Origin of the sequence: Kribbella orskensis, from assembly GCF_004342085.1 — a bacterium.
GTDB lineage: Bacteria > Actinomycetota > Actinomycetes > Propionibacteriales > Kribbellaceae > Kribbella > Kribbella orskensis.
Genome location: NZ_SLWM01000023.1, coordinates 78,205 through 102,564 on the forward strand (window position 1 = coordinate 78,205; position 24,360 = coordinate 102,564).

Below are 24,360 nucleotides of genomic sequence, written 5' to 3' on the forward strand. Positions count from 1 at the left end.
ACCTCGATCCGGTCGCCACGATCAGTCCCTTCCGACCATTGCCGGCGGTTCTTGCTTCCGTCCCCTCCACGGTGTCGGCGGCACGGTGGGCTGTCGTCACGGCGAGCGGCCATTCGCCGTACCGGCTGGCGGTAAATCGTGGTCGTCAACGGACCCGGCGGCGCTTCTTCCGGATGCGGACAAGGACGATGACAGCCGCAGCCAAGGCGATCAGGATCAGCGGCGCATAGGTGAGAGCGCGGGCCACCGCTGCCAGCGAAGCAGAGAAGGCGTAGCCGAGCAGTACACAGCCCGCACCCCAGGCCACGGCGCCGGCAACATTCCACGGCAGGAACCTGCGCAGGTACGGCATCCGGGCCATGCCGGCCATGCCCGGCGTCAACGCTCGCAGGCCCGCGGTGAATCGGCCGAGCAGCACCGCCCGTCCGCCGTACCGGCGAAGGAAGTCGTCGGCTCGCCGCCACCGATCGTCGCCGACCCGGCGACCCAACCGGGACGAGCGCAACCTCGGGCCAAGTCGGCGACCGACCTCGTAGCCCACGCTGTCGCCGAGAGCAGCCGAGCCGACCGCGACCGCCACCATCGGCCACAACGCGATCCAGCCCTGGTGGGCAGCGAATCCGGCCACCACCAGCGCTGTCTCGCCGGGGAGCACCAGCCCGACCATGACCGCGGCCTCGGCAAAGGCGAGACCGCCGGCGATGACGTAGAACCACGCCCCGAGCTGTCCGCCGAGCTGCTGCAGGAATCCGAGCATCGTCAGGTGGTCCGCAGCTGACACCGGCTGATCGAGTGCCGTGACGACGTCATCCGTCGGCCGGAGAGGCATCTTCGCCATCTCGGGCCAGAAATCGGCTGGGATTCCCTGCGGCGCTGGCGTTCTCGCCCAGCCAGACCCTGAGCCCGATGGGGTCGCGTCGTTCGAGCTCGTCCAGATAAAGCTGTCGGGTTTCGACGATGCGCAGTCGAGCGGCCGCCGTGGTCGCATCCCGGAGGGTCTGGTAGCTGTCTTGCCACTGCCTGCACAGCTCGGCGGTAGTGACCGCGCCGCTGCCGCCAAGCCTGCCTGGAATGTGCCCCAGCCTGCGACCGCACCAGCTCATCGCGGCCGGTGACGTGACACCGAGTACCACCACCAGTCCCGGAGCAGCGCCGCCGAAGAGGACGATAAGGCCTGCGCACGCGACGATCGCTGACATCATCGCGACGACGATGACAGCAAATCTCCCCACGCCGGCCGAGATCGTGGTCCCGGCCGGCTGCGACCAGGTAGTGGTGGCCACGGTCAGTCCGATGACGGCGGCGACGAAGAGAAGAGGGAACATCACACCGGCCGGTACGAGGAACAATCCCGCCACGAAACCCAGTACGCCGACCAAGCAGGACAACGCACTCCACGAGAGCCTGTACGCCGTAGCGAGACGGTGGACGCCCGAGCCCATCTCAAGCTCCGAAGCTGGAGCCGGCTGCCCCGCGCTCGAGTGCCGGCGCCGGGACCGTTGCCTCCAGCATCATCTCCACCATGCAGCTCCACCTCTCGAAAATCTCATCGTCGCGACCATGCGTGCCCAGGCTCGGGGAAGCAGCTGGTGGAGCGGCGGACCCGGCGCCGAGGGGTGAGTACTCAAGACACCAGGTCCGCCGGTCTAGTGGGGCCGCTCCGCAACCAGCACGCTCCCGCGCGGCTCCAGGCCTGCTCGTCATCGCCCGGCGCCCGCCAGGCACCGCGGTCCGGCGTTCATGCCGCCTCACCCACCGATGCGATCGCCGGCGCCAGCAGGTACCACGCGGCGCTGTTCGGCGGGATCTTGTCCCCGGCCTCCTGGTGGCTTGCCAGCACCAGCTCGCCGTCCACCGGCGCGGAGACGACTCGCGACGAGCAGTTGACGACGCATCCGAAGCCGTCGCCGCGGGTGAATGCCAGCACGCCCGGTTCGGTCCGCAACCAGCGGAACTCGTTCGAGGCCAGCGCGGGAAGGCGCCGCCGCAATGCGAGAGCCTCGCGGTAGAGGTGCAGCATCGACTCGCCCGAACTCAGCTGCCGATCCACGGCGTGATCAGCGAACCAGTCGGGCTGCGGCAGCCACGCATCGGTGGGTGAGAATCCGAAGCAGTGCTGGGACGCGGCCCACGGCAGCGGGACCCGGCAACCGTCTCGGCCGCGTCGAGCGCCTTGGGTGCGGTGGAACATCGGGTCGGCCAGCAGCTCGACCGGGAGGTCCGTGACCTCGGGCAGGCCGAGCTCCTCACCTTGGTAGACGTACGCCGCGCCCGGCAGGGCGAGCATCAGCAAGGCGGCCGCCCGCGCTCGGACGGTGCCAAGATCGACGTCGCCGGCGTCGAGGCCGGGAGCACCACCGCCGTACCGGGTCACCGACCGGGGCATGTCGTGGTTGTTCAGCACCCAGGCGACCGACGAGCCGGAGCCGGCGACCGTGCCCAGGCCGCGATCCACCACGTCGTACAGGATCTGGTCGTCCCAGTTGGCGCGCAGGAACTCGAAGTAGAAGCTCTGGTGCAGTTCGTCCGGGCGTTGGTACAGCGCGAGCTGTTCGGCGTCCAGCACACCGACCTCGCCGATCAGCACGCGTTCGCGGCCGGTCAGTACGGTGTATCCCTCGGCAATGCTCCGCCACCGGCGCCACACATCGTGCACCTCGGGCTGGTTCCACGCGTAGGGATTGAGCGGGTCGCCGGTGAGCTCGTCGTCCATCGCGTTCTCGTGGTCGGGCAGCCCGTCGGCCTTGTGGAGCCCGTGCGCCACGTCGATCCGGATCCCGTCCACGCCGCGCTCGAACCAGAACCGCAGCACCTGTTCGAAGTACGCCGCGACGTCCGGGTGCCGCCAGTTGAAGTCGGCCTGCTCGGGCGCGAAGCTGTGCAGGTACCACTGGCCGGGTGTTCCGTCCGGTTCGGTGACGCGCTGCCAGGCTGATCCGCCGAAGATGGAGCGCCAGTTGTTCGGCGGCAGGTCGCCGTACTCCCCATTGCCGTCGGCGAAGTGGAACCTCTCGCGCTCCGCGCTGCCCGGGCCGGCCGCCAGGGCCGCGGCGAACCACGGGTGCTCGATCGAGCAGTGGTTCGGGACGATGTCGATGACCACCCTGAGGTCGAGCCCGTGCGCATCGTGGACCAGCTGGTCGAAGGACTCGAGCGTGCCGTACTCGGGCTGCACCGCGAAGTAGTCGGACACGTCGTATCCATGGTCGTGCTGCGGTGACGGGTAGAACGGGTTCAGCCAGATGCCGTCGACGCCGAGGCTCCGCAGATACGGCAGCCTGGCGCGGACACCGGCCAGATCACCGACGCCGTCCCCGTCGGAGTCCTGGAAGCTTCGCAGGTAGATCTGGTAGACCACGGCACTCCCCCACCAGCCTGATCCGCGCCAGGTGCTTGCCGTGGTGGGCGACGCGACGCTGTTGACGCCGAGCGCGGCCGCGTCTCGCAAGACTGCCTTTGCCCTGTGTGCCATGGACCATCACTCCCTCGGCCGCCAGCCGCACGGCCATCCTGCAGCTACCATCGCCTGGCGGATCGCTCAGGTCTTCACCACCAGCGCCCAACCCTGATACCTGCTAGCCGGAATTCCGGGACCTCCGCTGACGGGTACGTCTGCGCGCGGTGCGCCGGCTTCGTCGCCGGTTCCGCTCGGGCGACGACAGGAGTCAACAGTCTTACGCCGGGAGTTCGAGGACGAAGCGAGCGCCGCCTCCGGGGCGGTCCTCGACCCGGATCGTCCCGTTGTGCCACGCCACGTGCCTGGCCACGATCGAGAGACCAAGACCGATCCCGCGGTCCTGAGCCGGTCGTCCACCGGAGCCACCGCGGCGGAACCGCTCGAAGATCCGATCCCGATCGGCGATCGGTACGCCGGGCCCCGCGTCATCGAACTGGATGATGGCACCAAGACCACCGGCCGCGACGGAAACGCGTTCGCAACCACCGCCGTGGCCTTCGGCGTTCTCGACCAGGTTCGCGACGACTCGCTCGAGCCGGCGTTTGTCGGCCTTCAGGCTGAGGACCGCCGCATCGGAGGCCACCTCCGTGACCGGGCGACCAGCGGCCGCGTCAGCGGCGGCCCGGATCAGGTCGGCGATGCGTACGGTCTCCCGGCTGCCCTCATCTCCCTCGTCATCGCGGGAGATCTCCAGCAGGTCGACCACCAGCCGCCGGAACCGCTCGAGGTCCTCACCGAGCAGCTCGACCGGTTCGCGCACGGCCGCAGGCAGCTCGTCCCGGTGGTTGTGGATGAGCTCCATCGAGTTCAGCATCGTCATCAACGGTGTCCGTAGCTCGTGGCTGATGTCCGCGGCGAACCGAGCGTCCGCAGCCACGTACTGCTCCAAGTTCACGGCAGTCCGGTTGGCGGATCGCACGAGCGCGGACATCAGGCCACCAGGCGATAGCCCAGACCGCGGGCGGTCACCACGTGCTGGGGGCTGGCGGGGTCGCGTTCGACCTTCAGGCGGAGCCGGCGGATGTGCACGTCGACGATCCGGCTGTCACCGAAGTAGCCGTATCCCCAGACCTTGGAGAGCAGGTGTTCCCGGCTGCAGACCGCGCCTTCCGCACCGGCCAACTCGGCCAGCAGTTTGAACTCTGTCCTGGTCAGTGGCAACGGCACGCCGCCCCGAGTCGTCTCCAGGGAGGCGACGTCGATCCGCAGATCGCCGGCGATGAACTGCAGCGACGGCGGTCGCGAGGCAGGCTCGATCCGGCGCATCACCGCGCGGATCCGTGCCGACAACTCCTTGGCGACAAGGGGTTTCGTGACGTAGTCGTCCGCTCCCGCTTCCAGACCGGCGACCACGTCGTGGCTGTCGGTCCTGGCCGTCACCATGATCACCGGGACGTCACTGTCCCGGCGGATCTCACGGCAGACACCGAACCCGTGCTGGTCCGGCAGCATCAGGTCGAGCAGGACGACGTCCGGCGGATCGCGGCGCAGTACGGCGAGCGCCTCCGCGCCGTTGGTGGCTTCGAGGACCTGGTAGCCCTCGTCCTCGAAGGCCAGACGGAGGACCCGCCTGATCCGCGCTTCGTCATCCACCAACAGCAACCTTTGGGCCGGGATCGAGCGCTGCTCGCCGACCTCGGAATTCGGTGACGTCGTCATCTCTGTCTGTATCCCGGCTTCAGAGCGCGCACACAGGCGGCTGCAGGCGCTCCTTCAGGGCCTTCCGGCCACGGTGCAGCCGCGACATCACGGTTCCGCGTGGAATCCCGACGATTCCGGCGATCTCCTTGGAGCTGAAACCCTCGACGTCGAAGAGCAGAACCACCCGCCGATAACGCTCGGGCAGCGATGCCAGCGCCTCCTGAAGCCGCTGGCCGGGGATCGAGTCGATCACGGTGGTTTCCGCGGAAGGCTCGACGTCGCGCTGGGCGGCCTTGGTGCTCGGGTACCAGTCCTCGGGAATGGTTCTCGGTTCGCGCAGGCGCTTGTGGTAGCTGTTGATGAACGTGTTGCGGAGGATCCGGTACAGCCACGCGGTCAGGTTGGTTCCGGGCTCGAACCCGGAAAAGCCCCGGTACGCACGCAGGTACGTCTCCTGCAGCAAGTCCTCCGCGTCGGCGGGATTTCTCGTCAGCCGCACGGCAGCGACGTACAAGCGAGGACGAAGCGGGACCGCCTCGGCTTCGAAGAGATCCTTCAGTTCCTGGGGGCTGCAGACTGATCGCACCATCGGAGCATCGCGCGGCAGGGCTGGTGCTGTCGTCTAGGTGAGCACCCAGCCAATGAGCCTGCTGACGGGAAACCCGACCCGCCCGCTAGCTGGAACTGCCGGGCATCGGACGCCGTTACCGGCCTCAGGCGCCTCGGGCGGCGGGAAGGTGACGGGTCAGCTCGGCGTGGGCCGCGTCGTCGAGCCGGAGGTCGGCCGCTGCGAGGTTCTCGGCGAGGTGGGCGCGGGTGCGGGTGCCTGGGATGAGCAGGATGTTCGGGGCGAGGTCGATCAGCCAGGCGAGCGCGAGCTGGGCCGGCGACGCGCCCCGTCGTTCGCCGAGCGTGGCGAGGACGGGGTCGTTGAGCAACTGGTGCCGCTGCTCGCCGGGCAAGCCCAGTGGACAGAACGGTACGAACGCGATCGCGCGTGCCTCGCATTCGGTGATGAGCTGATTCACCGTGCCCCGCCCGTAGAACTGCGCGGTGTCGATGTGGTCCACCCCGGCGGCGACGGTCGCGCGCAGTACCCGTAGTGCCTCGTCGCGGTCTCCCGGCGGCCCGAAGACCCCGTCGCCGGCGAGTTGCATCGCGCCGTACCCGGCCCGGTGCACCTGCCACGGGCCGAGTGCGAAGGATCCGCCAAGCGTCACGGGTGGACCTGCGAGCCGACACCGCTGTCGAGGCGGACCGATTCGAGGATGAGAAACGCGGTGCTGGCGGTGTAGACGTCGGCGGCGGCGAGGACCCCGGTGTACTTCTTGATCACCGGCGCGGCCGCATAGTCGACCTGCGCGTCTTGGTAGGTCTTGACCGCGGCCCAGGTGTTGTTGCCGTACTTCGTGAAGAACGGAGTCGGATCGACCGCCACCAGTGCCTTCTTGACGCCGTCGACGAGGTCGGCCACGTACTGCTGGTAGACGACCATGTCCTGCCGGGTGCCGGTCCGGCCCATGTGACCGCCGATGTAGTGCTTCCACGGGTAGGTCAGGGCCTTCGCCGGGGCCGCGATGGAGCCAGGGACATCCTCGTTGATGTTGAAGCCGGCGAACGGCACCCAGCCGGGCAGGTTGATGTCGACCAGGATGAGCGTGTCGTGCTTCGGCAGGTGGATGTAGATGTTGTCGGGCGTGTGGTTGGTGCCGTGCCAGGCCAGGTCGATCCGTTCGCCGCCGACGCGCAGCGTGCGGCGGGTCTCGAAGGTCTCGTCGGGCACGGGCCTGGTCGGGTCGTTGTCCCGGGCAAGCAACCGCTTCGTTTCGGTGTGGCCGACGCGGACCACGTCGCGGCCGAACAAGGACGAGGCGCCGAGGTGGTCGGCGTGGTGGTGCGAGTAGACGATGTGCGTCACCTTGTTGGACACACCGTTGGCGGACGCGATCTGGTCGATGGCGCGCTGCAGGTTGCCTCCGATGGTCGGGGGTGCGTCGAACAGCACCACTCCGTCCTTGGTGGTCAGGAACGCCGCCTGGTAGGTACCGTCGGTGACCCAGTACAGGTTCTTCTCCAGCCGACCGACGAAGTAGCCCTGCGCATTGACGGCCGGGCCGAGTGCGGACGGCGGTATCGGCGCGTAGTCGGGCAACGTGTCGTCGGCAGCCGCCGCTTCGGCGAAGGCTCCCCCGGCCACTGTGGCTAGCGCCGGAACGGCCGCGATCGCCGCGCCACCGGCGAGGAACGAGCGGCGGTTCGGGGTTGAGCTGGATGACATGGCAGACCTTTCGAGAGGTACGAGGGGACAGTCACGCGCCGTAGGTCGGTACGACGGCACCGCTGATCGGAGCCGCGGCGTCACTGACGAGGAAGGTGATGACATCGGCGACGGCCTCCGGCCGGACCGCGTGCGCCAGCACGTCGGGAGTGAGGTACGGCCGGTTCTTGGCCGTGTCGAGGATTTGTGGTGCGACGGCGTTGACCCGGATCCCGAGCGGGCGGAGTTCCAGGTCGAGCACGCGAGTGAGGTGGACCAGCGCCGCCTTGCTGACGCCGTACGTCGCCATCCCGGCGGTCGGCTCCAGTCCGGGGCGGGCGGCCACGTGAACGATGACGCCCGTACCTCGGTCTCGCATGTACGGCGCCACCGCCTGGGTCAGCCAGAGTGCGGCGCCGGCGTTGACGTCGATCATGAGCCGCAGATCTTCCGGCGTCGCGTCGAGTGCATCGCCCAGGTGATAGGTGCCGAGGGCGTTGACCAGCACTTCGGGCGGACCGACCTCGGCGGCGATCCGGTCGACAAGCTCCTGGGCGACCGCCGGGTCCGTTGCGTCACCCACCTCGGAGCGGATGCCGTCCGCCAACTCCTTCAGGCCATCGGCGTTCCGATCGACTCCGACCACCGTGAACCCGGCCGCCGCGAGCTTCTGCGCCGTCGCCCGGCCGAGTTCCCCACCCGCGCCGACCACGATTGCCACGCGCGTGGTCACGGGTGCACCTGCGAGCCGGTGCCGAGGTCGAGGCGGATCGACTGGAGGATGCTGAAGGTCGTGCTGGTGGTGAAGGCGGGTATGTCGGCCGCTGCCAGGACACCGGTGTACTTGGCGATGATCGGCGCGGCGGCCTCCGCGGTAACAGCGTCGAGGTAGCCGCCCACACCGGCCCAGGCGTTGGCGCCGTACTTCATGAAGTAGGGGGTCGGGTCGACCGAGGCGAGCGCGGCGTGCGAGCTCTCGACGATGTCGGCGATGTACTGCCGGTGCAGGACCAGGTCGTCGCGGGTGCCCAGCCGGCCGAGGTGACCGCCGATGAAGTGGTTCCACGGATAGTCCATCGCCAGGTCCGGAGCACCGATGTACCCGGGCACGTCCTCGCTCAGGTTCAGGTTGTAGATCGGCACCCAGCCCGAGTTCACGATGTCGATCAGCATGAGTGTGTCGTGATCCGGGAAGTGGAGGTAGATGTTGTCCGGCGAGTGGTTGGGCCCGTGGTAGGCCAGCTCGACCCGTTCGCCGCCGACCTCCAGCGTGTAGCGGTCCTCGAAGGTGACCTCCGGGGCCGGCCGGGTCGCGTCGTTGTCGCGTAGCAGTAGCCGCCGGGTCTCCGCGTGTCCGATGCGCACGATGTTGTCGCCGAACAGGTTCGCCGCGCCGGCGTGGTCGGCGTGGTGGTGGGAGTAGACCAGATGGGTCACGGTGTTGCCGATGCCCTCGGCCGCCGCCACCTCGTCCACGGCCCGGCGCAGGTTGTGGCCGATGGTCGGCGGGGCGTCGAACAGGACCACGCCGTCGGGGGTCGCGAGGAACGCCGACTGGTAGGTGCCGTCGGTGACCCAGAACAGGTTGCGCTCGACGCGGCCGACGAAGTACCCCTGCTCGTTGAGAGCAGGGCCGAAGGCCGCCTCGGGTACCGGAGCGTAGTCCGGCAGGTCGTTGTCGCTTGGACTCGACGAAGTCATGATCACCCTCTGTTTCGTTCCGCATCGATCAAGGTGTGTTCAGCTTCGCCAGCTGGCCGGTGACAGGTCGTCACCTGATTCCAGTGATCTCCGCGAGTACGCTGACCAGGTGCCTGGAGAAGATGGCGCGCCGCGACGCGGGCTGATCGACCGTCGCGACCTGGTCGCCGCGCTGGACCAAGCGGTGGAGAAGCGAGTCACGGTCATCTCGGCACCTGCCGGTAGTGGGAAGACGTCGCTACTGCGCGCGTGGGCCGACCGACGGCGCCAGGACCGCCGGATCGCGTTCCTGTCCGTCAAGCCCGGCCAGCACGACGCGCAGTTGTTCTGGCTCAGCGTGCTAGGCGCGGTCCGCGGTACCGAGGACCCAGCCACGGCTCCCGGGTTCAACGGCCAAGCCATGGTGGACAGGGTGCTGACCGAGCTCGCGGCGTACGGCGAGCCCTTCGTACTGATCATCGACGACCTGCACGAGCTGACCTCCACCGAGGCCAACGAGCAGCTCACGGCCCTGTTGACGCACCTCCCTGCCGATGTCCACGCGGTCGTGGCCACCCGCCGCGACCTTCCGCTGCGCCTGCATCAGCTCCGGCTGGCGGGAGGACTGGCCGAGATCCGCGCCGCGCAACTGCTCTTCACCGAGGACGAGACTCGCAAACTGCTCGCGGTCGCCGGGATCACGCTGCCAGACCAGGTGGTGACCACGCTGTACCAGCGGACCGAAGGTTGGGCGGCCGGGCTGCGGCTGGCCGTCCTGTCCCTGGCCGGGCACCCGGAACCCGAACGGTTCGTCGCCGAGTTCTCCGGCAGTGACCGCACGGTCGCCGAGTACCTGATGGCCGAGATGCTGGACCACCAGCCACCGGAGGTACAACGCCTGCTCCTGCGTACGTCCCTGCTGGACCGGGTCAACGGCGAGCTGGCCGACCTGCTCACCGGCGCCGCTGGATCGGAACGGATCCTGTTGGATCTCGAGGACGCCAACGCGTTCGTCGTGTCGCTCGATCCCGCTCGCACCTGGTTCCGCTACCACCACATGTTCAGCGGTCTGCTCGGGCTGGAGCTGCGCCGCACCGCCCCCGGAGACGTCCCAGAACTGCACCGGATCGCCGCGCGGTGGTTCGCCAACCATGGCGACACACCCGACGCCATCCGCCACCTGCAGGCCGCCGGTGACTGGACCGAGGCGGCCCGCCTGCTCACCGACCACGCCCTGAGCCTCACCCTCGATGGCCAGGCTGGGACCGTGGCCGTGCTGCTGCACACCTTCCCGGCCCGGATCGGCGAGGACTTCCCCGGGCTGGCCCTGGTGCACGCGATCGCCGATCTCGACCAACTCCACCTCGACCAGGCCGACGCGCACCTCGAGGTGGTCAGGGCGTACGCCGCGACGACGCCGTCCGACCGGCAGCACCAGCTGCGGATGGCCCTAGCGTGCCTGGACCTGCTGTTAGCGCGCCTGCGCGGTCACTTCGACAGCGTGTTCGAGCAGGTGGACGCGCTGCCCGCCACGGCCGTCGGACAGTCCACCGCAGATGTGGCCCTGGGCAACGATCTGCGTTCCATCGCGCTGCTGAATCTTGGTGTTACCGAGGCGTGGTCGCTGCGGCTGGCGGAGAGCGAGAAGAGTCTGTTGGAGGGCGCGGCTCTCGCCCGCGACATCGGGCGACCGTACCTGGAGGTGGCCTGCCTCGCCCACCTCGGTTTCGCCACCACCGGCCAGTCCTTTGCCCTGGCCCGGCAGCATTGCGAGAACGCCATAGCGCAGGCGGCGCGGCACGGCTGGGACGCCGAACCGGTGATTGCACCCGCGCAGGCGACGCTCGCCGGGATCCTCGTCTCGGCGGGCGAGTTCGACCGCGGCGAGGAATGGCTGGAGCGTGCGAGGCGTGCCACCGAGGCCGGCGGAGAGCCGGGCCTCCGCCTTCTCATCCACCTCATCACTGCGATCCTCCGGGCGGCGCGCGGCCGGCATCGCGAGGCACTGGCCGAGCTCATCGCCGCCGAGCAGAGGCGCGCTCGCATCACCGGGAAGCACGCCTTGACGTCCCGGGTCACTGGTTGGACGATCGCCACCCAGGCCCGTCTCGGGAATGTCGACCAGGCGCGAGCCACGCTCGCCGCCGTCGACGACCAGCTGGCCACGGCCGGCGAGATCCGCAACGCGGCCGCGGTGATCCGCCTCGCCGAGCACGATCCCGCCGCCGCCCATCGCGAACTCCAGCCCGTTCTCGATCGCAGTGCCCCGGACAACCCGTACGCCACTCTGATCGAGGCTCACCTGCTGGACGCACTCGCCTGCCGGGATCTGGGCGATGAGCGCGCCGCGCGAGCAGCCGTCGAGCAAGCGCTGCACCTGGCCGAACCAGACCGGCTGATCGTGCCGTTCGCGATGACCGGCGCCTGGGAGCTGCTGACCGCCCTGCCACCGCACGGTACTTCGCACGCCGCGCTGGTCGCCGACATCCTCGATGCCGTCCACGGCGACAGTCCCACCAACGCGACTGCTCCCGCGCCGGTTGAGAACCTCAGCCCCACCGAGCTACGCGTGCTCCGCTACCTGCCGACGAACCTCACCCGGCCCGAGATCGCCACGGAGCTGTCGGTCTCCCTGAACACCGTCAACACCCACATCCGCCGTATCTACGCCAAGCTCGGCGCCACCGACCGCTCCTCCGCCGTACAGCGCGGCCGCGACCTACGCCTCCTGTCATCCGGCCGCGCGTGACCAGTCCCGGGTGGTCTCAGCCACAGACTGAGTCCGTCATTCCTTGCGATCTGCGTTTCGCTCTGCGGTGACGCGTTCTGGGCCGGCGAGATGCGCCGACAGGAACTGTCCGGCTCTGTCCAGTGCAGCGGCCGCTTCGTCGAGCATCGGATAGAAGGTCTGGAAGACGTGCGGCACTCCAGGGGTGATGTCGAGGGTAACCTCGACGTCGGCGGTGGCGGCTTGTTGCGCGAGGCGGACGGCGTCGTCGAGGAGAACCTCGTGAGTTCCGGCCTGGATGATCAGGGGCGGCAGGCCGGACAGATCGGCGAATATCGGGCTGATGAGGCCAAGTGCGGCGTCTCGTCCCGACGTGTAGTCGGTGACTCGGGATTGGAGGTTATCTCGGCTCATCAGCGTGTCGACCTCGCGCTTGGTTTCCATGGTCGTCCCGGCCAGGGTGAGGTCGGCATACGGTGACATGACGAAGGCTGCGGCTGGCAAGGGCAGACCGTGATCTCGGGCGTTGACCAGGGTGGCGACGGCGAGGCCGCCGCCAGCCGACTCTCCCGCGAAGGCGATGTCCGAAGGGGCAGTGCCGTTTCGCAGCAGGGCTTCGTAGGCTGCAAGAGCGTCATCGACCGCCGCAGGATACGGAGCCTCGGGGGCGAGCCGGTAGTCGACGGAGATGACCTTTGCGCCGGTCCGCCGGCCGATCTGCGAGGCCAGGTCAGCGGCGAGGAAGGCGTCCCCCAGTACGTACACGCCGCCGTGGAAGTAGAGAACAACGTAGCGAGGTTCGATTCCGTCGATTGTGATCTCGGCGGTTGGGATGCCGCCCAGTGCGGCCGCGGTCACGGTCACGTCGGCGGCCAGCGGCTGCGCCGATGTCAACTCGCGGAGCAGCCGCCGCTGCTCGTTGACGTCGATGCCGACGGGGAAGGCTGACTGTCGCAGGACTGATTCGAGGTTCTCCCGCTGCTCGGTGCTCACGGAGGATCTCCGTTCGGTTGGGGTTGGTTTGGCAGCGCTCCCGGGCGGGCTCGCCCACCTCAATCCACTGCTGAAATCCCTGCCGGGAGGCGGGCCATTGCCAGCGTCGCCACCGGGCAGGTGAGGTGGCGTCACCTGATCCTGGTGATTCGCGCGACCGGAGCACTCCGAGGACCAGAAACACGCACGGTGCCGCCAGGGCGGTATCGACTCCAACCGGCTGATCGGACAGACAACGGGCTTGCTGATCGAGCGCTACCGCGTCGACCAAGATCGCGCGTTCGCTGTCCTCAAGCGCTGTTCACAGGACGGCAACCGCAGACTCGCCGTGGTGGCCCAGGAACTGATCGACACCCGCAAACTCCCACCGGTCACGCTCGACCTCTACGGCTATGCCGCGTTCGTCTTCGGCATCCGCGCGCTGGCCGCGCGCGAGTCGCTGTTCGTCGAGGAAGTAGCTCGCCGACAAGACGCATACCGGGTCTCCGATCTAGGTTGAGCAGCAGCCCCAACTCGGGTCTGGCCATGTCGCCGCTACTGTCGCATCCCGGTCACCCAATGGTCGGCTGTACTCCCAGACCCATACATGGATGCGGTCAACTTCGGTCTGACTGGTTTCAACCGTGGCCGCGCAGACGTTCCGGGTTCGCCATCAGGCGGGTCAGCCCTGCACGAGCATGGACCATGTCACCGTGAGTTGGAGAGTCGACGATGAAGATGTCTGGTCGCGCCCAGGAAATGCCGCCCACGATCAGTCGCAAGCCGCAACTACAAGTCCGGCGGCAGTCTCCGACTGCCGCCTTGGTACCGACCATCACCAGCCCTCCGTCCCGCTGTCGTCAGGCGCCAACAAGCTCTTCGCCGCCCAGCCTCAAGAGATAGCAGCTCATTTCACCCGCTCCACCGGCGCCGACCACGTGTTGCAGGATCGCGGACTCCCGGACTTGAATGCCGCCTGTCCCCAATACCGGTTGCTCTCCGCTGATCCATGATCGGCCGGTCCGGACTCTGGATCGTCCCCCACTTCGATGGTGGACATCAGGTGCTCGAGCCGGTCGCCTGTGAGTCCTAATGAGCGCCGGTTCGCGCCTAGGAACGCTGCGGCGAAGCAGCTCGCCTGCAGCTCCATCCGCCGGGTCAGCCGCAACTGGGCCTCGCCGGTCGTGTCGTCGTACCGGAGCTCATAGCGCTCGTCGATCCCAGACAGGAGTTGCATGTGGTGTCCGTACTCATGCGCGACCATGTCCATCAGGTCGATCTCGGTGTCGAGCCGGTCGCCATCGTCGACTGCGGCGAACATCTCCCAATCGAAGTAGATCCCCAGGCTCGCCGCGCAGTAGAACGCGTCGCCTTCATCCCCGACAGATCCGCAAGCCGTCGCGTCTCCGTCATCGGCTGCGAACACGCGCGGTGGGACGAAGGTCTCGCCGGAGACTCGTCCGAGCACCGGACGCCAGGCCACCGACAGGCAGCCCGTCATCGCCTCAGCGAAGCGCCGAACGGCCGACCTCGTGGTCAACAGCGTCGTCGGCAACCGACAGCAGCTAGGCGAGCGACGCCTGCCAAGTCTCGTCGAGCATCCGGTCGGCCACAAGACCGGCGACAACCCACCGTGGGACGCCAACGACATCGGCATCGTCTACTCACCCTCGGGCCCCATCACCGTTGCGGTATTCGCGAACGATCTCGGCGGCAGCTACGAGGAGGAAGAAGATCGGATCGGCCGGATCGGGCGCGTGATCGTCGACCACTTCGAACAGACGAGCTGACCCGCTGCGCAGGCGCTCGGGCGCGCCGCCGACGACGCTCCGACTGCAGGTCGTTGACCTTGCCTCTCGACAGAAGTGTTGCCGTCGGCATCTACTTTGGCACGTCGGGAGCGGTCACCCTGACCTTCGTGCGCCTGGTCGCCACTCTGCCCCATCGCGTTATAGCCGCACTAGGTGAGCTCGCGAGGACGTGCCGAACCGCGCAAAACCAGGCCCGGGTCCGTCCCGACAACCGACGACTTTGCCGTCGAGGTCGGTGGCGAGCCGATGGGTCGCGCGAGGTCTGGCTGACCAGGCGCCGTCTATACGTCTGAGCGTCCGACGGGTACCAGCTGCTGAACAAGGTCCTCCATCTCGCCGACCGGCTCGGGTGATGTGGTCAGGATGTATCCGTAGCTTTGATCCAGGTCGAACCAAACCGCGAGTGGCCCTTCGCGCTGCAGGATCGCCAAAACGTCCTGGAACTGCGTGGGCTCGTAATAGAGGACCAGCAGGTCCCCACCGCCCAGCCCTCCGCCGTCGTTGAATGGGAGGCTCTGGGGCAGGAACTGGATCTGTGCGACCCATGCGCCCTGTTGATAGCAGTTGATAACCGCGGTGACAATCTGGGTGCCCTGCCCGCGAGCGGTATAGCCGACGCCGTACGCGTCGAAGTTGCGGAGAACCACAGCCATCGCGTCACTCGTTTCTGCTTGGAGTTGTTGCCGGGTTTCCTCGGCTGGGATTGTCCGACGCCGACGACGCGGATGGCAGCCATCGGAATGCAGCGGTCTTGCACTGCGGCTCGTCAGGGCTGATAGTCAGGATCCGTTATGCAGTCACGACGCCAGGGTTGCAGCACAACGGGTCGCAGTCCACAGCGCATCGCGGTGATCGTCCTCCGGCGCGGGAATAGTGAAGGCACACCACCCGTCCGCGAATCATCAACCGCGCGACACCGATGACTAGCAACGCCAGTCTGGTTCGTGCGACCGGCGGTGCGGCGATCTCGACTTCTGTGGCGTCCTGTGCAGACATGAGACCTTCCAACGCGATGACAGATTTTCGTTCGCCGCAATGACACACCGAGCCGCACAGAGGTATCGCCGGGCCTCAGTCTCCGCCAAGTACGTCGATGTCGAGCTTCCGCAGCCGCGCGGGATCGGCCAGGATGTCGATCGCGATCACCTTGCCGCCGGTGATCGTGAAGCTCATCACCGCCATCGGCTGGCCGTCGGCCACTGTGATCACGCCGGCGTTGCCGTTGACAAGGACCGGCAGCGGGAAGGCGGACAGGCGCCGGAACGTGAGAGCCTGACCGGCCACCGCGGCGGCTCCGCGGATCTCTGTCCAGCCGGCGCCCGCGATCAGGCCGCGGTCGGCGCGCAGGACGACGTCCGGGTGGAGCAACGCGACCAGCGCGGCGAAGTCCCCGTCGCGGGATGCGGCCTGGAACGCTTCGACCACTCGTCGTTGCAGGGCCAGGTCGGGATCAGGCGCCGGAGCGGCGGTGCGCACCCGGCGGCGGGCGCGACTGGCCAACTGCTTGGACGCGGGAACCGAGCGCTGGAGGATCGTCGCGATCTCCTCGAACGGCACGCCGAACAGGTCGTGCAGGACAAAGGCAAGCCGTTCGGCAGGTCCGAGCGACTCCAGAACCACGAGCAACGCCAAGCCGACCGAATCGGCGATCAGGATCTCGTCCTCAGGGTTGACAGTTTCCTGACGGCTCACGATCGGGTCCGGCAGATGCGTCTCGTACGGCGCCTCCCGGCGGGCGTTCCGCCGGCGGAGCAGATCCAGACAGACCCGGCCCACAACGGTGGTCAGCCAGCCGCCCAGGTTCTGCACATCGCTGGTGTCGGTCCGATTCAGCCGCAGCCACGCCTCCTGAACGGCATCGTCGGCCTCGCTCAATGAGCCGAGCATCCGATACGCGACCGCCTTCAGATGAGGCCGATGCGCCTCGAACCCGTCGGCCAGGAACTCTTGCTTGTCCATCGTTCACCCTTCTCTGTTCTCCCTCACAGAGCTGACGGATCAAACCGGAGCAAGGTGACTGGACGCGGCCACGATCGCGGTGGGGGTGGCGATCGGCGATGTCACCTTCGTCCGCCGGAGTGCGTCAGGGCAGCGAGGACCGGGATCTCCGGTCGACGACCATGGGCGCCTCGGAGCGCCCGGCGGGCGGCTACGACCAGAAGACGATGGCCCGCGACATCTACGAGCTGGTCCGCAGCCTCGGGTACCGGCAGGTGAACATTGCCGGGCACGACATCGGGGCGATGGTCGCCTTCAGTTTCGCGGCCAACCATGGGGCCGCGACCCGCCGGCTCGCTCTGCTGGACGTCCTGCATCCTGACCCGACCCTCTACGACCTACCGATGCTGACCAAGCCCGGTGCCGGCGTGCACATGTGGTGGTGGGCCTTCAACCAGGTGAAGGAGTTACCCGGCCAACTGTTGCAGGCCCGTTCGAGGTGCCTGATCGATTGGCACTACGGCATCGGTCTGCGGAACCAGGACAACGTCACCGACGCGGACCGCAGGGTCTACACCTCGTGGTACGACGACCCGGACGCGATCCGGGCCTCGAACGCGTGGTACCAGGCGGTCCATCAGGACATCGCGGACATGAAGACCTACGTCAAGGTCACCATGCCGCTGCTGGGGTTGATCGCGGCCACGTCCCGCCCGTGGTTCGACAACACTCTGCCGCAGATCGCGACGGACATCCGCGGCGTCATCACCGTGGACAAGGCACTGCACTGGCTGTGCGAAGAAGACCCGGAGCTGGTCTCGAAGTCCTTGATCGACTTCCTGGCCTGAGCAGACGCCGGCATGCAACTCGACCCGCTCTATTGCCTACACGGCTGGATTAGTCACCTTTCCTTTGCTGAATGCGTCAATGCGGTGAACGACCGAAACGGATCAATGGAGAGGTCAAGATGACTGCCAGGATGAAGAACCCTGCCATGGTGCTTCCGGACGCTATGACGGGGATCCAGAACATCTACAAAGCGATGCACAAGGGAGGTGTCCCGGAGACCACGCTGGAACTGGTGCATCTGCGCGCGAGCCAGATCAATGGCTGTAGCCCGTGCGTCGACGCCGGTGTGAAGAGCGCGAGGAAGGCCGGGGAGACCGAGGATCGGCTGTTGCAGGTAGTCGCATGGCGCGAGTCGAACCTGTTCACCGACTCGGAGCGGGCCGCGCTGGCGCTGGCAGAGGCGGCGACCCGGCTGGCGGATCGACCGGAGGCTGTGACCGACGAGATCTGGGCAGAGGCGGCGCACTACTTCGATGAGCAGCAGCTGGCCGCGGTCATCCTCATGATCGGCATCACCAACCTGTTCAACCGTCTCAACACCACCATCCGCGAACCCGCCGGCGCCACCTGGGGCTGAAAGTCGACCCGTCATCGAACTGGTGACCGGCCCACAAAGCCGCTACGGCAAGGTCACAACGACATTGCCTTAGCGGCGTCCTTGGCCCAAAGTGGCTACACAAACGGTTCGTGCTCTACGAGACAGAGGCCCTGCCACACTTTGGTGTGCGGCAGGGCCTCCGCTTCGCGGAGTTACTGGGGGATCGCAATCGTGAAGCTGAACGGCGGAACATCAAGGTGCCGCTCTTGCGGTTGACCTCATCTGCGGACCCTGGACCCGCGCTTCGTCAGCTCGGGCGCCTTCCGTTGCGGGTCTGGCCCCGGTCGGCGTCGGCTGTTGGCGAATGCGACGCTGGCGATCGCGAGGACGCCGCCCAGGAGTTCGATGGCTCGCGGGTTCTCGCCGAGCCAGAGCCATCCGGTGACGACCGCGATGGGTGGAACCAAGTACAGGGCACCAGTCGCCGTCGTCACCGGCAGACGCGCGACGGCATAACCCCAGGCCACGAAACCCAGGGCGGACGGCGCCACTCCCAGGAAGGCAGCCGCCAAGGTGGCTCGGGCAGTTGCGTCTGGGATCGCCTGCACGAGGGCCGGCAGGCCCGGCAGCAAGAGCAGCGTGCCGGTCCACGTCGCGTAGGCCGTCACTTCCAGGCCGCTGTATCGGCTGAGCAGCGGCTTGATGGCTACGTGGTACGAGCCGAAAGCGACGGCCGCCGCCAGGATGACCCATGCAGAACGATCGATTTCCACGCCAGCCCTGGCGGTGGCGATGGCGATGGTCCCCACGAGCGCGGCCCCTGCTCCGACGACCTGGCGCGCAGTCATGCGCTCGCCGATGAACAGCATCGCGACGACGGCGCTGTAGACGGGATTGGTGACAATGATGAGACTCGCGGTTCCGGCTGGAACGTGCACCTCACCCCACGTCAGCAGGAATTGGTAGCCGGCCATCCCGGTCAGACCTGCCAGCGCGATCAGCGGCAGGTCGCGCCTGGCCGGCCGACGCAGACCCAGGATCGGTGCGGCCAGCGCGAGCGATGCCGAAGCGATCATCAAGCGCAGGAGCGCGAGTGCCGCGGGGCCATACCCTGCCAATCCGACGCGGATGGCGGGGAAGGCCACCGCCCACAACACGATGGTGGCCGCCAGAGCGGCCCATGCCCGGTTGGTCTTCACGACTCAAGTCTTGCGATCCCCTATCGTAAAGTCTACTTCTGTTCTTCCTCCGAATCCATAAGGTGAGCTTAATGTTAGAGCTGCGGCGACTCCGCCTCCTCAACGTCCTGGCCACGGAAGGGACGGTCACGGCGACAGCCGAGGCCGTACATATCAGCGGGCCGGCGGTCTCCCAGCAGTTGGCCCAGCTCGAGCGAGAGACCGGCGTCCAACTCGTCGAGCGAGTCGGCCGCCGACTGCGGCTCACCGAAGCCGGCCTGCTGCTCGTCGCACACACCCGCATCGTCCTCGATCAACTGGCCGCCGCCGAAGCCGATCTTGTCGCGTTGGGCACGGAAATCGCCGGCACAGTTCGAGTCGCTGCCTTCTCCTCGGCGATGGGCACCTTGGTCGCCGAAACGTGGCAACAGCTGCGCGCAGAACACGCGCCCAGGATTCGACTCCAGCTCACCACCCTCGAACCGGAGCAGGGCCTCGATGCACTCATGCGTGGCGATGCCGACATCGTCATTGCCTACTCGTATGAGCTCGCTCCGGGTCCGATGCCGACATCCGTGGAACGGCAGGCGCTGCTCGCCGATCCGGTAGTCCTGGCAGTCGCCGCCGGCGATCCGTTGAACGCACCACGAAGCCGGCCACTGCCAGTGCCACTCGCCGAGCTGGCCGACCGGGACTGGCTCGTACCAGACGCCATGAGTGCCTGCTATCGGATGGTCGAACATGCCTGCCGCGCTGCCGGCTTCGTACCTCGCACGGTCGCGAAGTGCGCAGAGTTCTCTGCCATGCTCGCCCTCGTGGCCGCAGGTGAGGCAGTCGCCCTGGTTCCCCAACTGGCCACGCTCCACAGGCCTGAGAACGTAGCTCTGCTACCCATCACCCCCGCGACCGCGCGCCACATCTTCACCCTGACCCGGCCAGGTGGCGCACGCCATCCCGCAGTACGCGTTGTCCTCGAACATCTGGCCGAAGCAGCGGGGGCGGTCTGACCGCCAACCCGGATCGACGACCGGCGCCTCAGACCTCGGCGAGCGTCGCAGTCGCGGACTGGCCTGCGGTGGTGGTGCGTTGGATGAAGTCGGCGAGGAGTTCCAAGTCGGCTTCTGAGTAGTCGGCGAGGAGGTCGTCCATCGTGGTGTTCATGCCCGAGTAGAGCTGGAAGACCTCGGCGTTGCGGTCGCGCAGGGCACGGACGGTCACGGCGCGGCGGTCCGCCGCTTCGGGGTCACGTTCGCGGACGATCCAGCCGCCGCGTTGCAGGCGGTCGAGTACACCGGTCATGGTCGCGGGATGCAGCCCCGCGCGCCTCGCCACGATACTCGGGCTCATCGGGCCATGCCGGGTGATGAGCTCCAGGCAGTCCAGGTCGACGTCCTTCAGGTCGAGGTGTGCACCGACCTGGTGGTTGAGCAACGACAGCTGGTTGCTCAACTCGCGGAGCGAGTCCTTGATCTCGCTCGCCAGCCGCCGTCGGCGCCTCGCCTCGCCAGAAGATGCCGAACTCATAAAATCTGCTCCTCAGGTCGCACGACGTCCGCACAGCACTCTACTAACGTCCCGCGAGCTGCGACGCGGTCGCCGGCCGGCCGGTACAGCCGGAGCGGCGTCCGGCTGGCCGCGAGCCCGCGTCGAATCCTCGCAAGGACTGTTGAAGATCGCAACGGTCCCGGTCTCCGCAATCATGGCGACCGCGGACCGCATAATCTTCACGATTGCCAGTTGAGGACTCCGACCGAGGAATCAATTTAAATACTCAAATCATAGCATACGATCCTCGTACTACTTTAGGACTCGCAACTTTCCCTTGCCTCGACGACGGCCTCAGAGACGACGTCCCGCCGCCGGCTTCAGCGGCGGGACTGAACGAGGTGTTCCGGTGGTCTGTCCGGTGCGGGCTATTAGTGAGATGAACCGGCTTTGCTCCCAACCAGCGCGCTGTCGTTTCGTCCACCGGCAGTACTGCGGGCCGTACGGATAACAGCGGCGACAGCCAGCGAGCAGAACGCCAGTACTGCGGACACGGTGCGGACCACATGGGCCGCTTGCCAGCGGTCCCGCACACTCGCCCAGTCCGCCGGCGGCGCCTGCACCGACCAGTCGGCCTGATCACCGTTGATCGGCAGATTGACCGCCAGCGATGTCACGAACACCACTAGCAGCAGCGCGAACGCCGCCAGCAGCAACCACCGATCGTTGCCTCTGGCCCGGATGGCCAGGACGGCCACGACCAGAGTGCTGACCAGCGCCGGGATCAACGTGACGGAGGCCAGCGTGTCCAGCGAGTCGAGCTCGACCTGCCGCACCTGCGCGTAAACCGCGGCACCGTAACCCCGCAACGAGTTCTCCAGCACGAGCACACCGAGCAGGAACCCGGCGAACAGCCCGGTGAACAGCAGGCTTGCCGCCCGCACGACCTTCAGGATCGACATGTTGCTCACGCAGTCCTCTCCACGGTGGCGGTGGACCCGATGAACTCGTCGACCACGGCGGCGAACTCGGGCCCGCGGTCTTCCAGGCCGAAGTGGCCGGCGTTCTCGATGACCACCTCCCGCGCACCCGGAACCGCTTCGCGCAGCGTCGTCCTGCCCTCGCCGACTCCCCAGTCGTGATCGGCGTGCGCGTACAGGAAGGGGATGGACAGGGTCCGCAGTACCGACCATGCCTCGCGATTCGGTACGGTCGCCACGTCGTACGGGGTCAAAGGGATCAGCAGCGGAAACTGCCGGGCGCCCTGCAGGTAGCCCTCGTCGGGGAACGGCGCGTCGTATGCCGCCCGGACCGCCGGCTCGAGCTCGGTGACCGTACCGCGATCCACGACCTGACTCGCCACGAACGGGTTCGACCGCTGGCTGATCTGCAGCCAGATGGACAGCGGACCACTGGGCTCCCGATCCCCCGTCGGCATCGAGGTGCTCGTCGCCACGACACGTCGGAACCTGTCCGGATGTTCGCCCAGCAGGCGCAGGCCCAGCAGGCCACCCCAGTCGTGACAGACCATCGTCACGGCGGACAGTTCGAGCTGGTCGAGGACGACCTGGCGGAGCCAGTCCACGTGAGACTGGTAGGTGTAGTCGAATCGGTTGGCGGGCTTGTCGGATTTGCCGAAGCCGACGAGGTCGGGGGCGACACAGCGGTGCCCGGCCGCGACCAATGGCGGGATGACGTGTCTGTAGAGGTAGCTCCAGGTCGGCTCGCCGTGCAGCAGAAGCACGGTCTCGCCGGACGCCTTGGCCGGATCGGGTCGCTCGTCGATGTAATGCACGCGTAGCCGAGTATCAGCGCCGTCGCCGGCATCGATCTCCAAGTAATGCGGCTCGAACGGGTAGTCGAGCAGCCCCTCGAACCTGGCGTCCGGAGTACGGCGGCTGTCGATGGTCATGACGCCACCGCCCGGAAGGCGTCCGCATGGTCCGCGACCCACTGGGCGAAGCTGCGGGCCGGGCGGCCGAGGATCCGCTCCACCTCGTCAGTGACCGGGGCAGGATTCCCGGCACCTCGTTCGTATCTCGCCATCAGCGCGTTGACGAAAGCCTCCGGCAGACCATTCGCGACCATTCCGCGCACAGCCAGCTCCGCCGGGACCTCCTGGAAAGTGAGGGGCCGTCCGATCACCTCGCCGATGACGTCGACCATCTCCTCGTGAGTCACCGAATCGGGGCCAGTCACCGGGATCCGGCGTCCGTCGAGGTTGTTGTCGATCAGCGCACGGGCGATCACGGCGGCCAGGTCCGCCTCGTGGAGCGGAGCCTCGGCGAAGTCGCCGTACGGGGCCCGGATGACATCACCGGCGCGCACCTGAGCACCGAACATGCCGATGGCGTTGGTGGCGAACGAACTGGCCCGTACCGCCACCCACGGCAGTCCCCCGCCGGCGACAGCGTCCTCCACCTCCTTGTTGCGATCACCGTTCAATCGCGACGGCTGGTACGACGGGTCGTCGTCGACGTTGATCGCCGACAGAACCACGATTCGCCGTACCCCCTTCTCGGCGGAAAGCGCGACCAGTTTGGCCGCACTCTCCCCGACTGCACGCGGATGCACGAACAGGGCGCTTGCCCCCTCCAGAGCAGGCGCGACCTCCTCCGGCCGGGCCAGATCCGCCTTGTGGACCTCGACTCCGACCGGCACCGTCCCCGCGTCGGCGAACCTGGCGACCGCGCGCACCGCGACGCCCTGATCCTTCAGCAATGCAACGAGCGGACGCCCGAGGGTGCCGGTCGCTCCCGTGACCACGATCATGCCAACTCCAACTCTCCGAGATTCGTATCTTATGTCTTTCATACTACTCGTATCCCGGGCGAACCCAAACCGTGGTCAGAAACTCTTCGTCGAGCACTACCGGCCGGCCGCCGAACAAGCGGCGTCGGGCGGCATCAGCTGTGCGTGCCACCGTTCGCGGCCGGCGCGTCCGGCACCAGGTCGGTGGACAGGGTGAGGTGTGACCACTGTTCGAGTTCGGCAAGCTGTGCCTCGAGCTGCTCCTTGAACCGCGCGTAGCAGTCTGGTCCGAGCGCGAGGTGCAGAGGGGGCGTTGCACTGGCCGCGATGGCGATCATCGCCGCCGCGGCACGGTCCGGGTCACCCGGCTGGTTCCCGTCCAGTTTCGCGATCGCCTCGCGGACCCTGCCGACCGTGTCGGCGTACTCGGGCATCGGATCCGCGGTCGTCAGCCGGGCAGGAGCCAGCACTGGCGTGCGGAAGTCACCAGGCTCGACCAGCGTCACGAAGACGCCGAACGCGGCGACCTCCTGGGCCAGCGCGATCGATGCGCCCTCGAGTGCGAACTTGCTGGCGTGGTACGCACCCAGCCCGGGAAAGGCACACCGGCCGCCCATCGAGCTCATCTGCAGAATGCGCCCGGATCCCTGACGTCGCATCGCTGGCAATACCGCCCGCGTGACTGCCAGTGATCCGACAAGGTTGGTTTCCAGCTGTGCCCGGAGCAAGTCGTCCGTCAACTCCTCGACCGCGCCGAAGGTCGCAGTCCCCGCGTTGTTCAGCAGCACGTCGATCCGCCCGAACCGGTCGAGCGCATCCCGCACGGCAGCCTCGATCGAGTCCGGATCGAGCAGGTCGAGCCGCAACCGCAACAAGGAGTCCGGCCGGTGATGTGTCAGGTCGTCGAGTACCTGTGGATCACGCGCGGTGGCGACCACCCGGAAACCTCGCTCTATCGCCGCCCGGGCCACCGCAAGCCCGAGACCGGACGAACATCCGGTGATCAGCCAGACCGGCGGCTCGGACCCCGCCCCCGCCGGTGCGGGGCGTTCATGCATTTCCGTCATCTGTCCTC

General features: G+C 67.5%; 26 protein-coding genes. 6 read left to right on the forward strand and 20 right to left on the reverse strand.

Features of this window, described 5'->3' with window-relative positions; all coding sequences use genetic code 11:
* Positions 1-145 precede the first annotated feature (145 nt).
* From EV644_RS36665 to EV644_RS36710, 10 genes are all read right to left on the reverse strand, one after another.
* Positions 146-829 (reverse strand): DedA family protein, encoded by a 684-nt coding sequence (locus EV644_RS36665; RefSeq protein WP_199240204.1) that lies wholly within the window; start codon positions 827-829, stop codon positions 146-148.
* The gene (locus EV644_RS36670; protein WP_132194879.1) at positions 807-1,379 is read right to left on the reverse strand and encodes a hypothetical protein; all 573 of its coding nucleotides are present in this window, start codon (positions 1,377-1,379) and stop codon (positions 807-809) included. The genes EV644_RS36665 and EV644_RS36670 overlap by 23 nt, the downstream gene beginning before the upstream one ends.
* Positions 1,380-1,738: 359 nt before the next feature.
* Positions 1,739-3,472 carry a glycoside hydrolase family 13 protein gene (locus EV644_RS36675; protein WP_132194877.1) on the reverse strand — a complete coding sequence of 578 codons (1,734 nt, stop codon included), beginning with the start codon at positions 3,470-3,472 and terminating at the stop codon, positions 1,739-1,741.
* Between the two features lie 202 nt (positions 3,473-3,674).
* Entirely contained in the window at positions 3,675-4,388 is a 714-nt protein-coding gene (locus EV644_RS36680; RefSeq protein WP_132194875.1) for a sensor histidine kinase, read from the reverse strand.
* The gene (locus EV644_RS36685) at positions 4,388-5,116 is read right to left on the reverse strand and encodes a response regulator (RefSeq protein ID WP_132194873.1); all 729 of its coding nucleotides are present in this window, start codon (positions 5,114-5,116) and stop codon (positions 4,388-4,390) included. The genes EV644_RS36680 and EV644_RS36685 overlap by 1 nt, the downstream gene beginning before the upstream one ends.
* Positions 5,117-5,135: 19 nt before the next feature.
* On the reverse strand, positions 5,136-5,687 hold the full coding sequence (locus EV644_RS36690) for a sigma-70 family RNA polymerase sigma factor (protein ID WP_132194871.1): 552 nt from the start codon (positions 5,685-5,687) through the stop codon (positions 5,136-5,138).
* A 124-nt stretch (positions 5,688-5,811) separates the two neighbouring features.
* Positions 5,812-6,318: an aldo/keto reductase gene (locus EV644_RS36695; RefSeq protein WP_305000092.1), complete on the reverse strand. Its 507-nt coding sequence runs from the start codon at positions 6,316-6,318 to the stop codon at positions 5,812-5,814.
* Entirely contained in the window at positions 6,315-7,376 is a 1,062-nt protein-coding gene (locus EV644_RS36700) for an MBL fold metallo-hydrolase (protein WP_132194869.1), read from the reverse strand. Before EV644_RS36700 ends, EV644_RS36695 begins: the two co-directional genes overlap by 4 nt.
* Before the next feature lie 31 nt (positions 7,377-7,407).
* Positions 7,408-8,088, reverse strand: coding sequence for an SDR family NAD(P)-dependent oxidoreductase (locus EV644_RS36705; RefSeq protein WP_132194867.1), 681 nt, complete (start codon positions 8,086-8,088; stop codon positions 7,408-7,410).
* Positions 8,085-9,056, reverse strand: coding sequence for an MBL fold metallo-hydrolase (locus EV644_RS36710; RefSeq protein ID WP_132194865.1), 972 nt, complete (start codon positions 9,054-9,056; stop codon positions 8,085-8,087). Before EV644_RS36710 ends, EV644_RS36705 begins: the two co-directional genes overlap by 4 nt.
* Before the next feature lie 109 nt (positions 9,057-9,165).
* Between EV644_RS36710 and EV644_RS36715 the strand changes: the two genes are divergently transcribed.
* Complete coding sequence (locus EV644_RS36715) at positions 9,166-11,784, forward strand: winged helix-turn-helix domain-containing protein (RefSeq protein ID WP_199240205.1); 2,619 nt, start codon at positions 9,166-9,168, stop codon at positions 11,782-11,784.
* 36 nt (positions 11,785-11,820) lie between these two features.
* Here EV644_RS36715 and EV644_RS36720 read toward each other — a convergent pair whose 3' ends face one another.
* Entirely contained in the window at positions 11,821-12,756 is a 936-nt protein-coding gene (locus EV644_RS36720) for an alpha/beta hydrolase (protein WP_132194861.1), read from the reverse strand.
* Positions 12,757-12,976: 220 nt separating this feature from the next.
* Here EV644_RS36720 and EV644_RS36725 point away from each other — a divergent pair, with 220 nt between their 5' ends.
* Positions 12,977-13,255 (forward strand): ANTAR domain-containing protein, encoded by a 279-nt coding sequence (locus EV644_RS36725; protein ID WP_500789612.1) that lies wholly within the window; start codon positions 12,977-12,979, stop codon positions 13,253-13,255.
* A 387-nt stretch (positions 13,256-13,642) separates the two neighbouring features.
* On the opposite strand, the gene EV644_RS36730 is transcribed toward EV644_RS36725, so the two are convergent.
* Positions 13,643-14,236 carry a neutral zinc metallopeptidase gene (locus EV644_RS36730; RefSeq protein WP_158293031.1) on the reverse strand — a complete coding sequence of 198 codons (594 nt, stop codon included), beginning with the start codon at positions 14,234-14,236 and terminating at the stop codon, positions 13,643-13,645.
* Positions 14,237-14,267: 31 nt separating this feature from the next.
* Between EV644_RS36730 and EV644_RS44875 the strand changes: the two genes are divergently transcribed.
* Entirely contained in the window at positions 14,268-14,525 is a 258-nt protein-coding gene (locus tag EV644_RS44875; RefSeq protein WP_158293032.1) for a serine hydrolase, read from the forward strand.
* A 302-nt stretch (positions 14,526-14,827) separates the two neighbouring features.
* Here EV644_RS44875 and EV644_RS36735 read toward each other — a convergent pair whose 3' ends face one another.
* Positions 14,828-15,199, reverse strand: coding sequence for a hypothetical protein (locus tag EV644_RS36735; protein WP_132194855.1), 372 nt, complete (start codon positions 15,197-15,199; stop codon positions 14,828-14,830).
* 418 nt (positions 15,200-15,617) lie between these two features.
* Complete coding sequence (locus EV644_RS36740; RefSeq protein ID WP_132194853.1) at positions 15,618-16,505, reverse strand: sigma-70 family RNA polymerase sigma factor; 888 nt, start codon at positions 16,503-16,505, stop codon at positions 15,618-15,620.
* Between the two features lie 98 nt (positions 16,506-16,603).
* Between EV644_RS36740 and EV644_RS36745 the strand changes: the two genes are divergently transcribed.
* Together EV644_RS36745 and EV644_RS36750 are read left to right on the forward strand one after the other, a co-directional pair.
* Positions 16,604-17,332 carry an alpha/beta fold hydrolase gene (locus EV644_RS36745; protein WP_132194851.1) on the forward strand — a complete coding sequence of 243 codons (729 nt, stop codon included), beginning with the start codon at positions 16,604-16,606 and terminating at the stop codon, positions 17,330-17,332.
* 119 nt (positions 17,333-17,451) lie between these two features.
* Complete coding sequence (locus EV644_RS36750; protein WP_132194849.1) at positions 17,452-17,910, forward strand: carboxymuconolactone decarboxylase family protein; 459 nt, start codon at positions 17,452-17,454, stop codon at positions 17,908-17,910.
* Positions 17,911-18,149: 239 nt separating this feature from the next.
* Here the strand turns inward: EV644_RS36750 and EV644_RS36755 are convergent, their stop codons facing one another.
* Complete coding sequence (locus EV644_RS36755) at positions 18,150-19,070, reverse strand: DMT family transporter (RefSeq protein WP_132194847.1); 921 nt, start codon at positions 19,068-19,070, stop codon at positions 18,150-18,152.
* A 71-nt stretch (positions 19,071-19,141) separates the two neighbouring features.
* On the opposite strand from EV644_RS36755, the gene EV644_RS36760 reads away from it, so the two are divergent.
* Positions 19,142-20,056 (forward strand): LysR family transcriptional regulator, encoded by a 915-nt coding sequence (locus EV644_RS36760; protein ID WP_132194845.1) that lies wholly within the window; start codon positions 19,142-19,144, stop codon positions 20,054-20,056.
* 28 nt (positions 20,057-20,084) lie between these two features.
* Here the strand turns inward: EV644_RS36760 and EV644_RS36765 are convergent, their stop codons facing one another.
* The 5 genes from EV644_RS36765 to EV644_RS36785 all read right to left on the reverse strand — a co-directional run bounded on the left by EV644_RS36765 (position 20,085) and on the right by EV644_RS36785 (position 24,352).
* The gene (locus EV644_RS36765; protein ID WP_132194843.1) at positions 20,085-20,573 is read right to left on the reverse strand and encodes a MarR family transcriptional regulator; all 489 of its coding nucleotides are present in this window, start codon (positions 20,571-20,573) and stop codon (positions 20,085-20,087) included.
* A 392-nt stretch (positions 20,574-20,965) separates the two neighbouring features.
* On the reverse strand, positions 20,966-21,496 hold the full coding sequence (locus tag EV644_RS36770; protein ID WP_132195025.1) for an anthrone oxygenase family protein: 531 nt from the start codon (positions 21,494-21,496) through the stop codon (positions 20,966-20,968).
* A gap of 5 nt (positions 21,497-21,501) precedes the next feature.
* Complete coding sequence (locus EV644_RS36775) at positions 21,502-22,446, reverse strand: haloalkane dehalogenase (protein WP_199240206.1); 945 nt, start codon at positions 22,444-22,446, stop codon at positions 21,502-21,504.
* The gene (locus EV644_RS36780; RefSeq protein WP_132194841.1) at positions 22,443-23,306 is read right to left on the reverse strand and encodes an SDR family oxidoreductase; all 864 of its coding nucleotides are present in this window, start codon (positions 23,304-23,306) and stop codon (positions 22,443-22,445) included. The genes EV644_RS36775 and EV644_RS36780 overlap by 4 nt, the downstream gene beginning before the upstream one ends.
* A 134-nt stretch (positions 23,307-23,440) precedes the next feature.
* On the reverse strand, positions 23,441-24,352 hold the full coding sequence (locus EV644_RS36785) for an oxidoreductase (RefSeq protein ID WP_241999268.1): 912 nt from the start codon (positions 24,350-24,352) through the stop codon (positions 23,441-23,443).
* Positions 24,353-24,360 lie beyond the last annotated feature (8 nt).

Excerpts from the sequence above, each read along its gene's own strand:
- EV644_RS36735 (WP_132194855.1), bottom strand. The coding sequence starts at position 15,199 with ATGGCTGTGGTTCTCCGCAACTTCGACGCGTACGGCGTCGGCTATACC.
- EV644_RS36690 (WP_132194871.1), bottom strand. The coding sequence starts at position 5,687 with ATGGTGCGATCAGTCTGCAGCCCCCAGGAACTGAAGGATCTCTTCGAA.
- EV644_RS36665 (WP_199240204.1), bottom strand. The coding sequence starts at position 829 with ATGCCTCTCCGGCCGACGGATGACGTCGTCACGGCACTCGATCAGCCG.
- EV644_RS36780 (WP_132194841.1), bottom strand. The coding sequence starts at position 23,306 with ATGATCGTGGTCACGGGAGCGACCGGCACCCTCGGGCGTCCGCTCGTT.
- EV644_RS36710 (WP_132194865.1), bottom strand. The coding sequence starts at position 9,056 with ATGACTTCGTCGAGTCCAAGCGACAACGACCTGCCGGACTACGCTCCG.
- EV644_RS36680 (WP_132194875.1), bottom strand. The coding sequence starts at position 4,388 with ATGTCCGCGCTCGTGCGATCCGCCAACCGGACTGCCGTGAACTTGGAG.
- EV644_RS36675 (WP_132194877.1), bottom strand. The coding sequence starts at position 3,472 with ATGGCACACAGGGCAAAGGCAGTCTTGCGAGACGCGGCCGCGCTCGGC.
- EV644_RS36730 (WP_158293031.1), bottom strand. The coding sequence starts at position 14,236 with ATGACGGGCTGCCTGTCGGTGGCCTGGCGTCCGGTGCTCGGACGAGTC.
- EV644_RS36700 (WP_132194869.1), bottom strand. The coding sequence starts at position 7,376 with ATGTCATCCAGCTCAACCCCGAACCGCCGCTCGTTCCTCGCCGGTGGC.
- EV644_RS36750 (WP_132194849.1), top strand. The coding sequence starts at position 17,452 with ATGACTGCCAGGATGAAGAACCCTGCCATGGTGCTTCCGGACGCTATG.
- EV644_RS36745 (WP_132194851.1), top strand. The coding sequence starts at position 16,604 with ATGTCACCTTCGTCCGCCGGAGTGCGTCAGGGCAGCGAGGACCGGGAT.
- EV644_RS36740 (WP_132194853.1), bottom strand. The coding sequence starts at position 16,505 with ATGGACAAGCAAGAGTTCCTGGCCGACGGGTTCGAGGCGCATCGGCCT.
- EV644_RS36775 (WP_199240206.1), bottom strand. The coding sequence starts at position 22,446 with ATGACCATCGACAGCCGCCGTACTCCGGACGCCAGGTTCGAGGGGCTG.
- EV644_RS36785 (WP_241999268.1), bottom strand. The coding sequence starts at position 24,352 with ATGACGGAAATGCATGAACGCCCCGCACCGGCGGGGGCGGGGTCCGAG.
- EV644_RS36760 (WP_132194845.1), top strand. The coding sequence starts at position 19,142 with ATGTTAGAGCTGCGGCGACTCCGCCTCCTCAACGTCCTGGCCACGGAA.
- EV644_RS36765 (WP_132194843.1), bottom strand. The coding sequence starts at position 20,573 with ATGAGTTCGGCATCTTCTGGCGAGGCGAGGCGCCGACGGCGGCTGGCG.
- EV644_RS36770 (WP_132195025.1), bottom strand. The coding sequence starts at position 21,496 with ATGTCGATCCTGAAGGTCGTGCGGGCGGCAAGCCTGCTGTTCACCGGG.
- EV644_RS36685 (WP_132194873.1), bottom strand. The coding sequence starts at position 5,116 with ATGACGACGTCACCGAATTCCGAGGTCGGCGAGCAGCGCTCGATCCCG.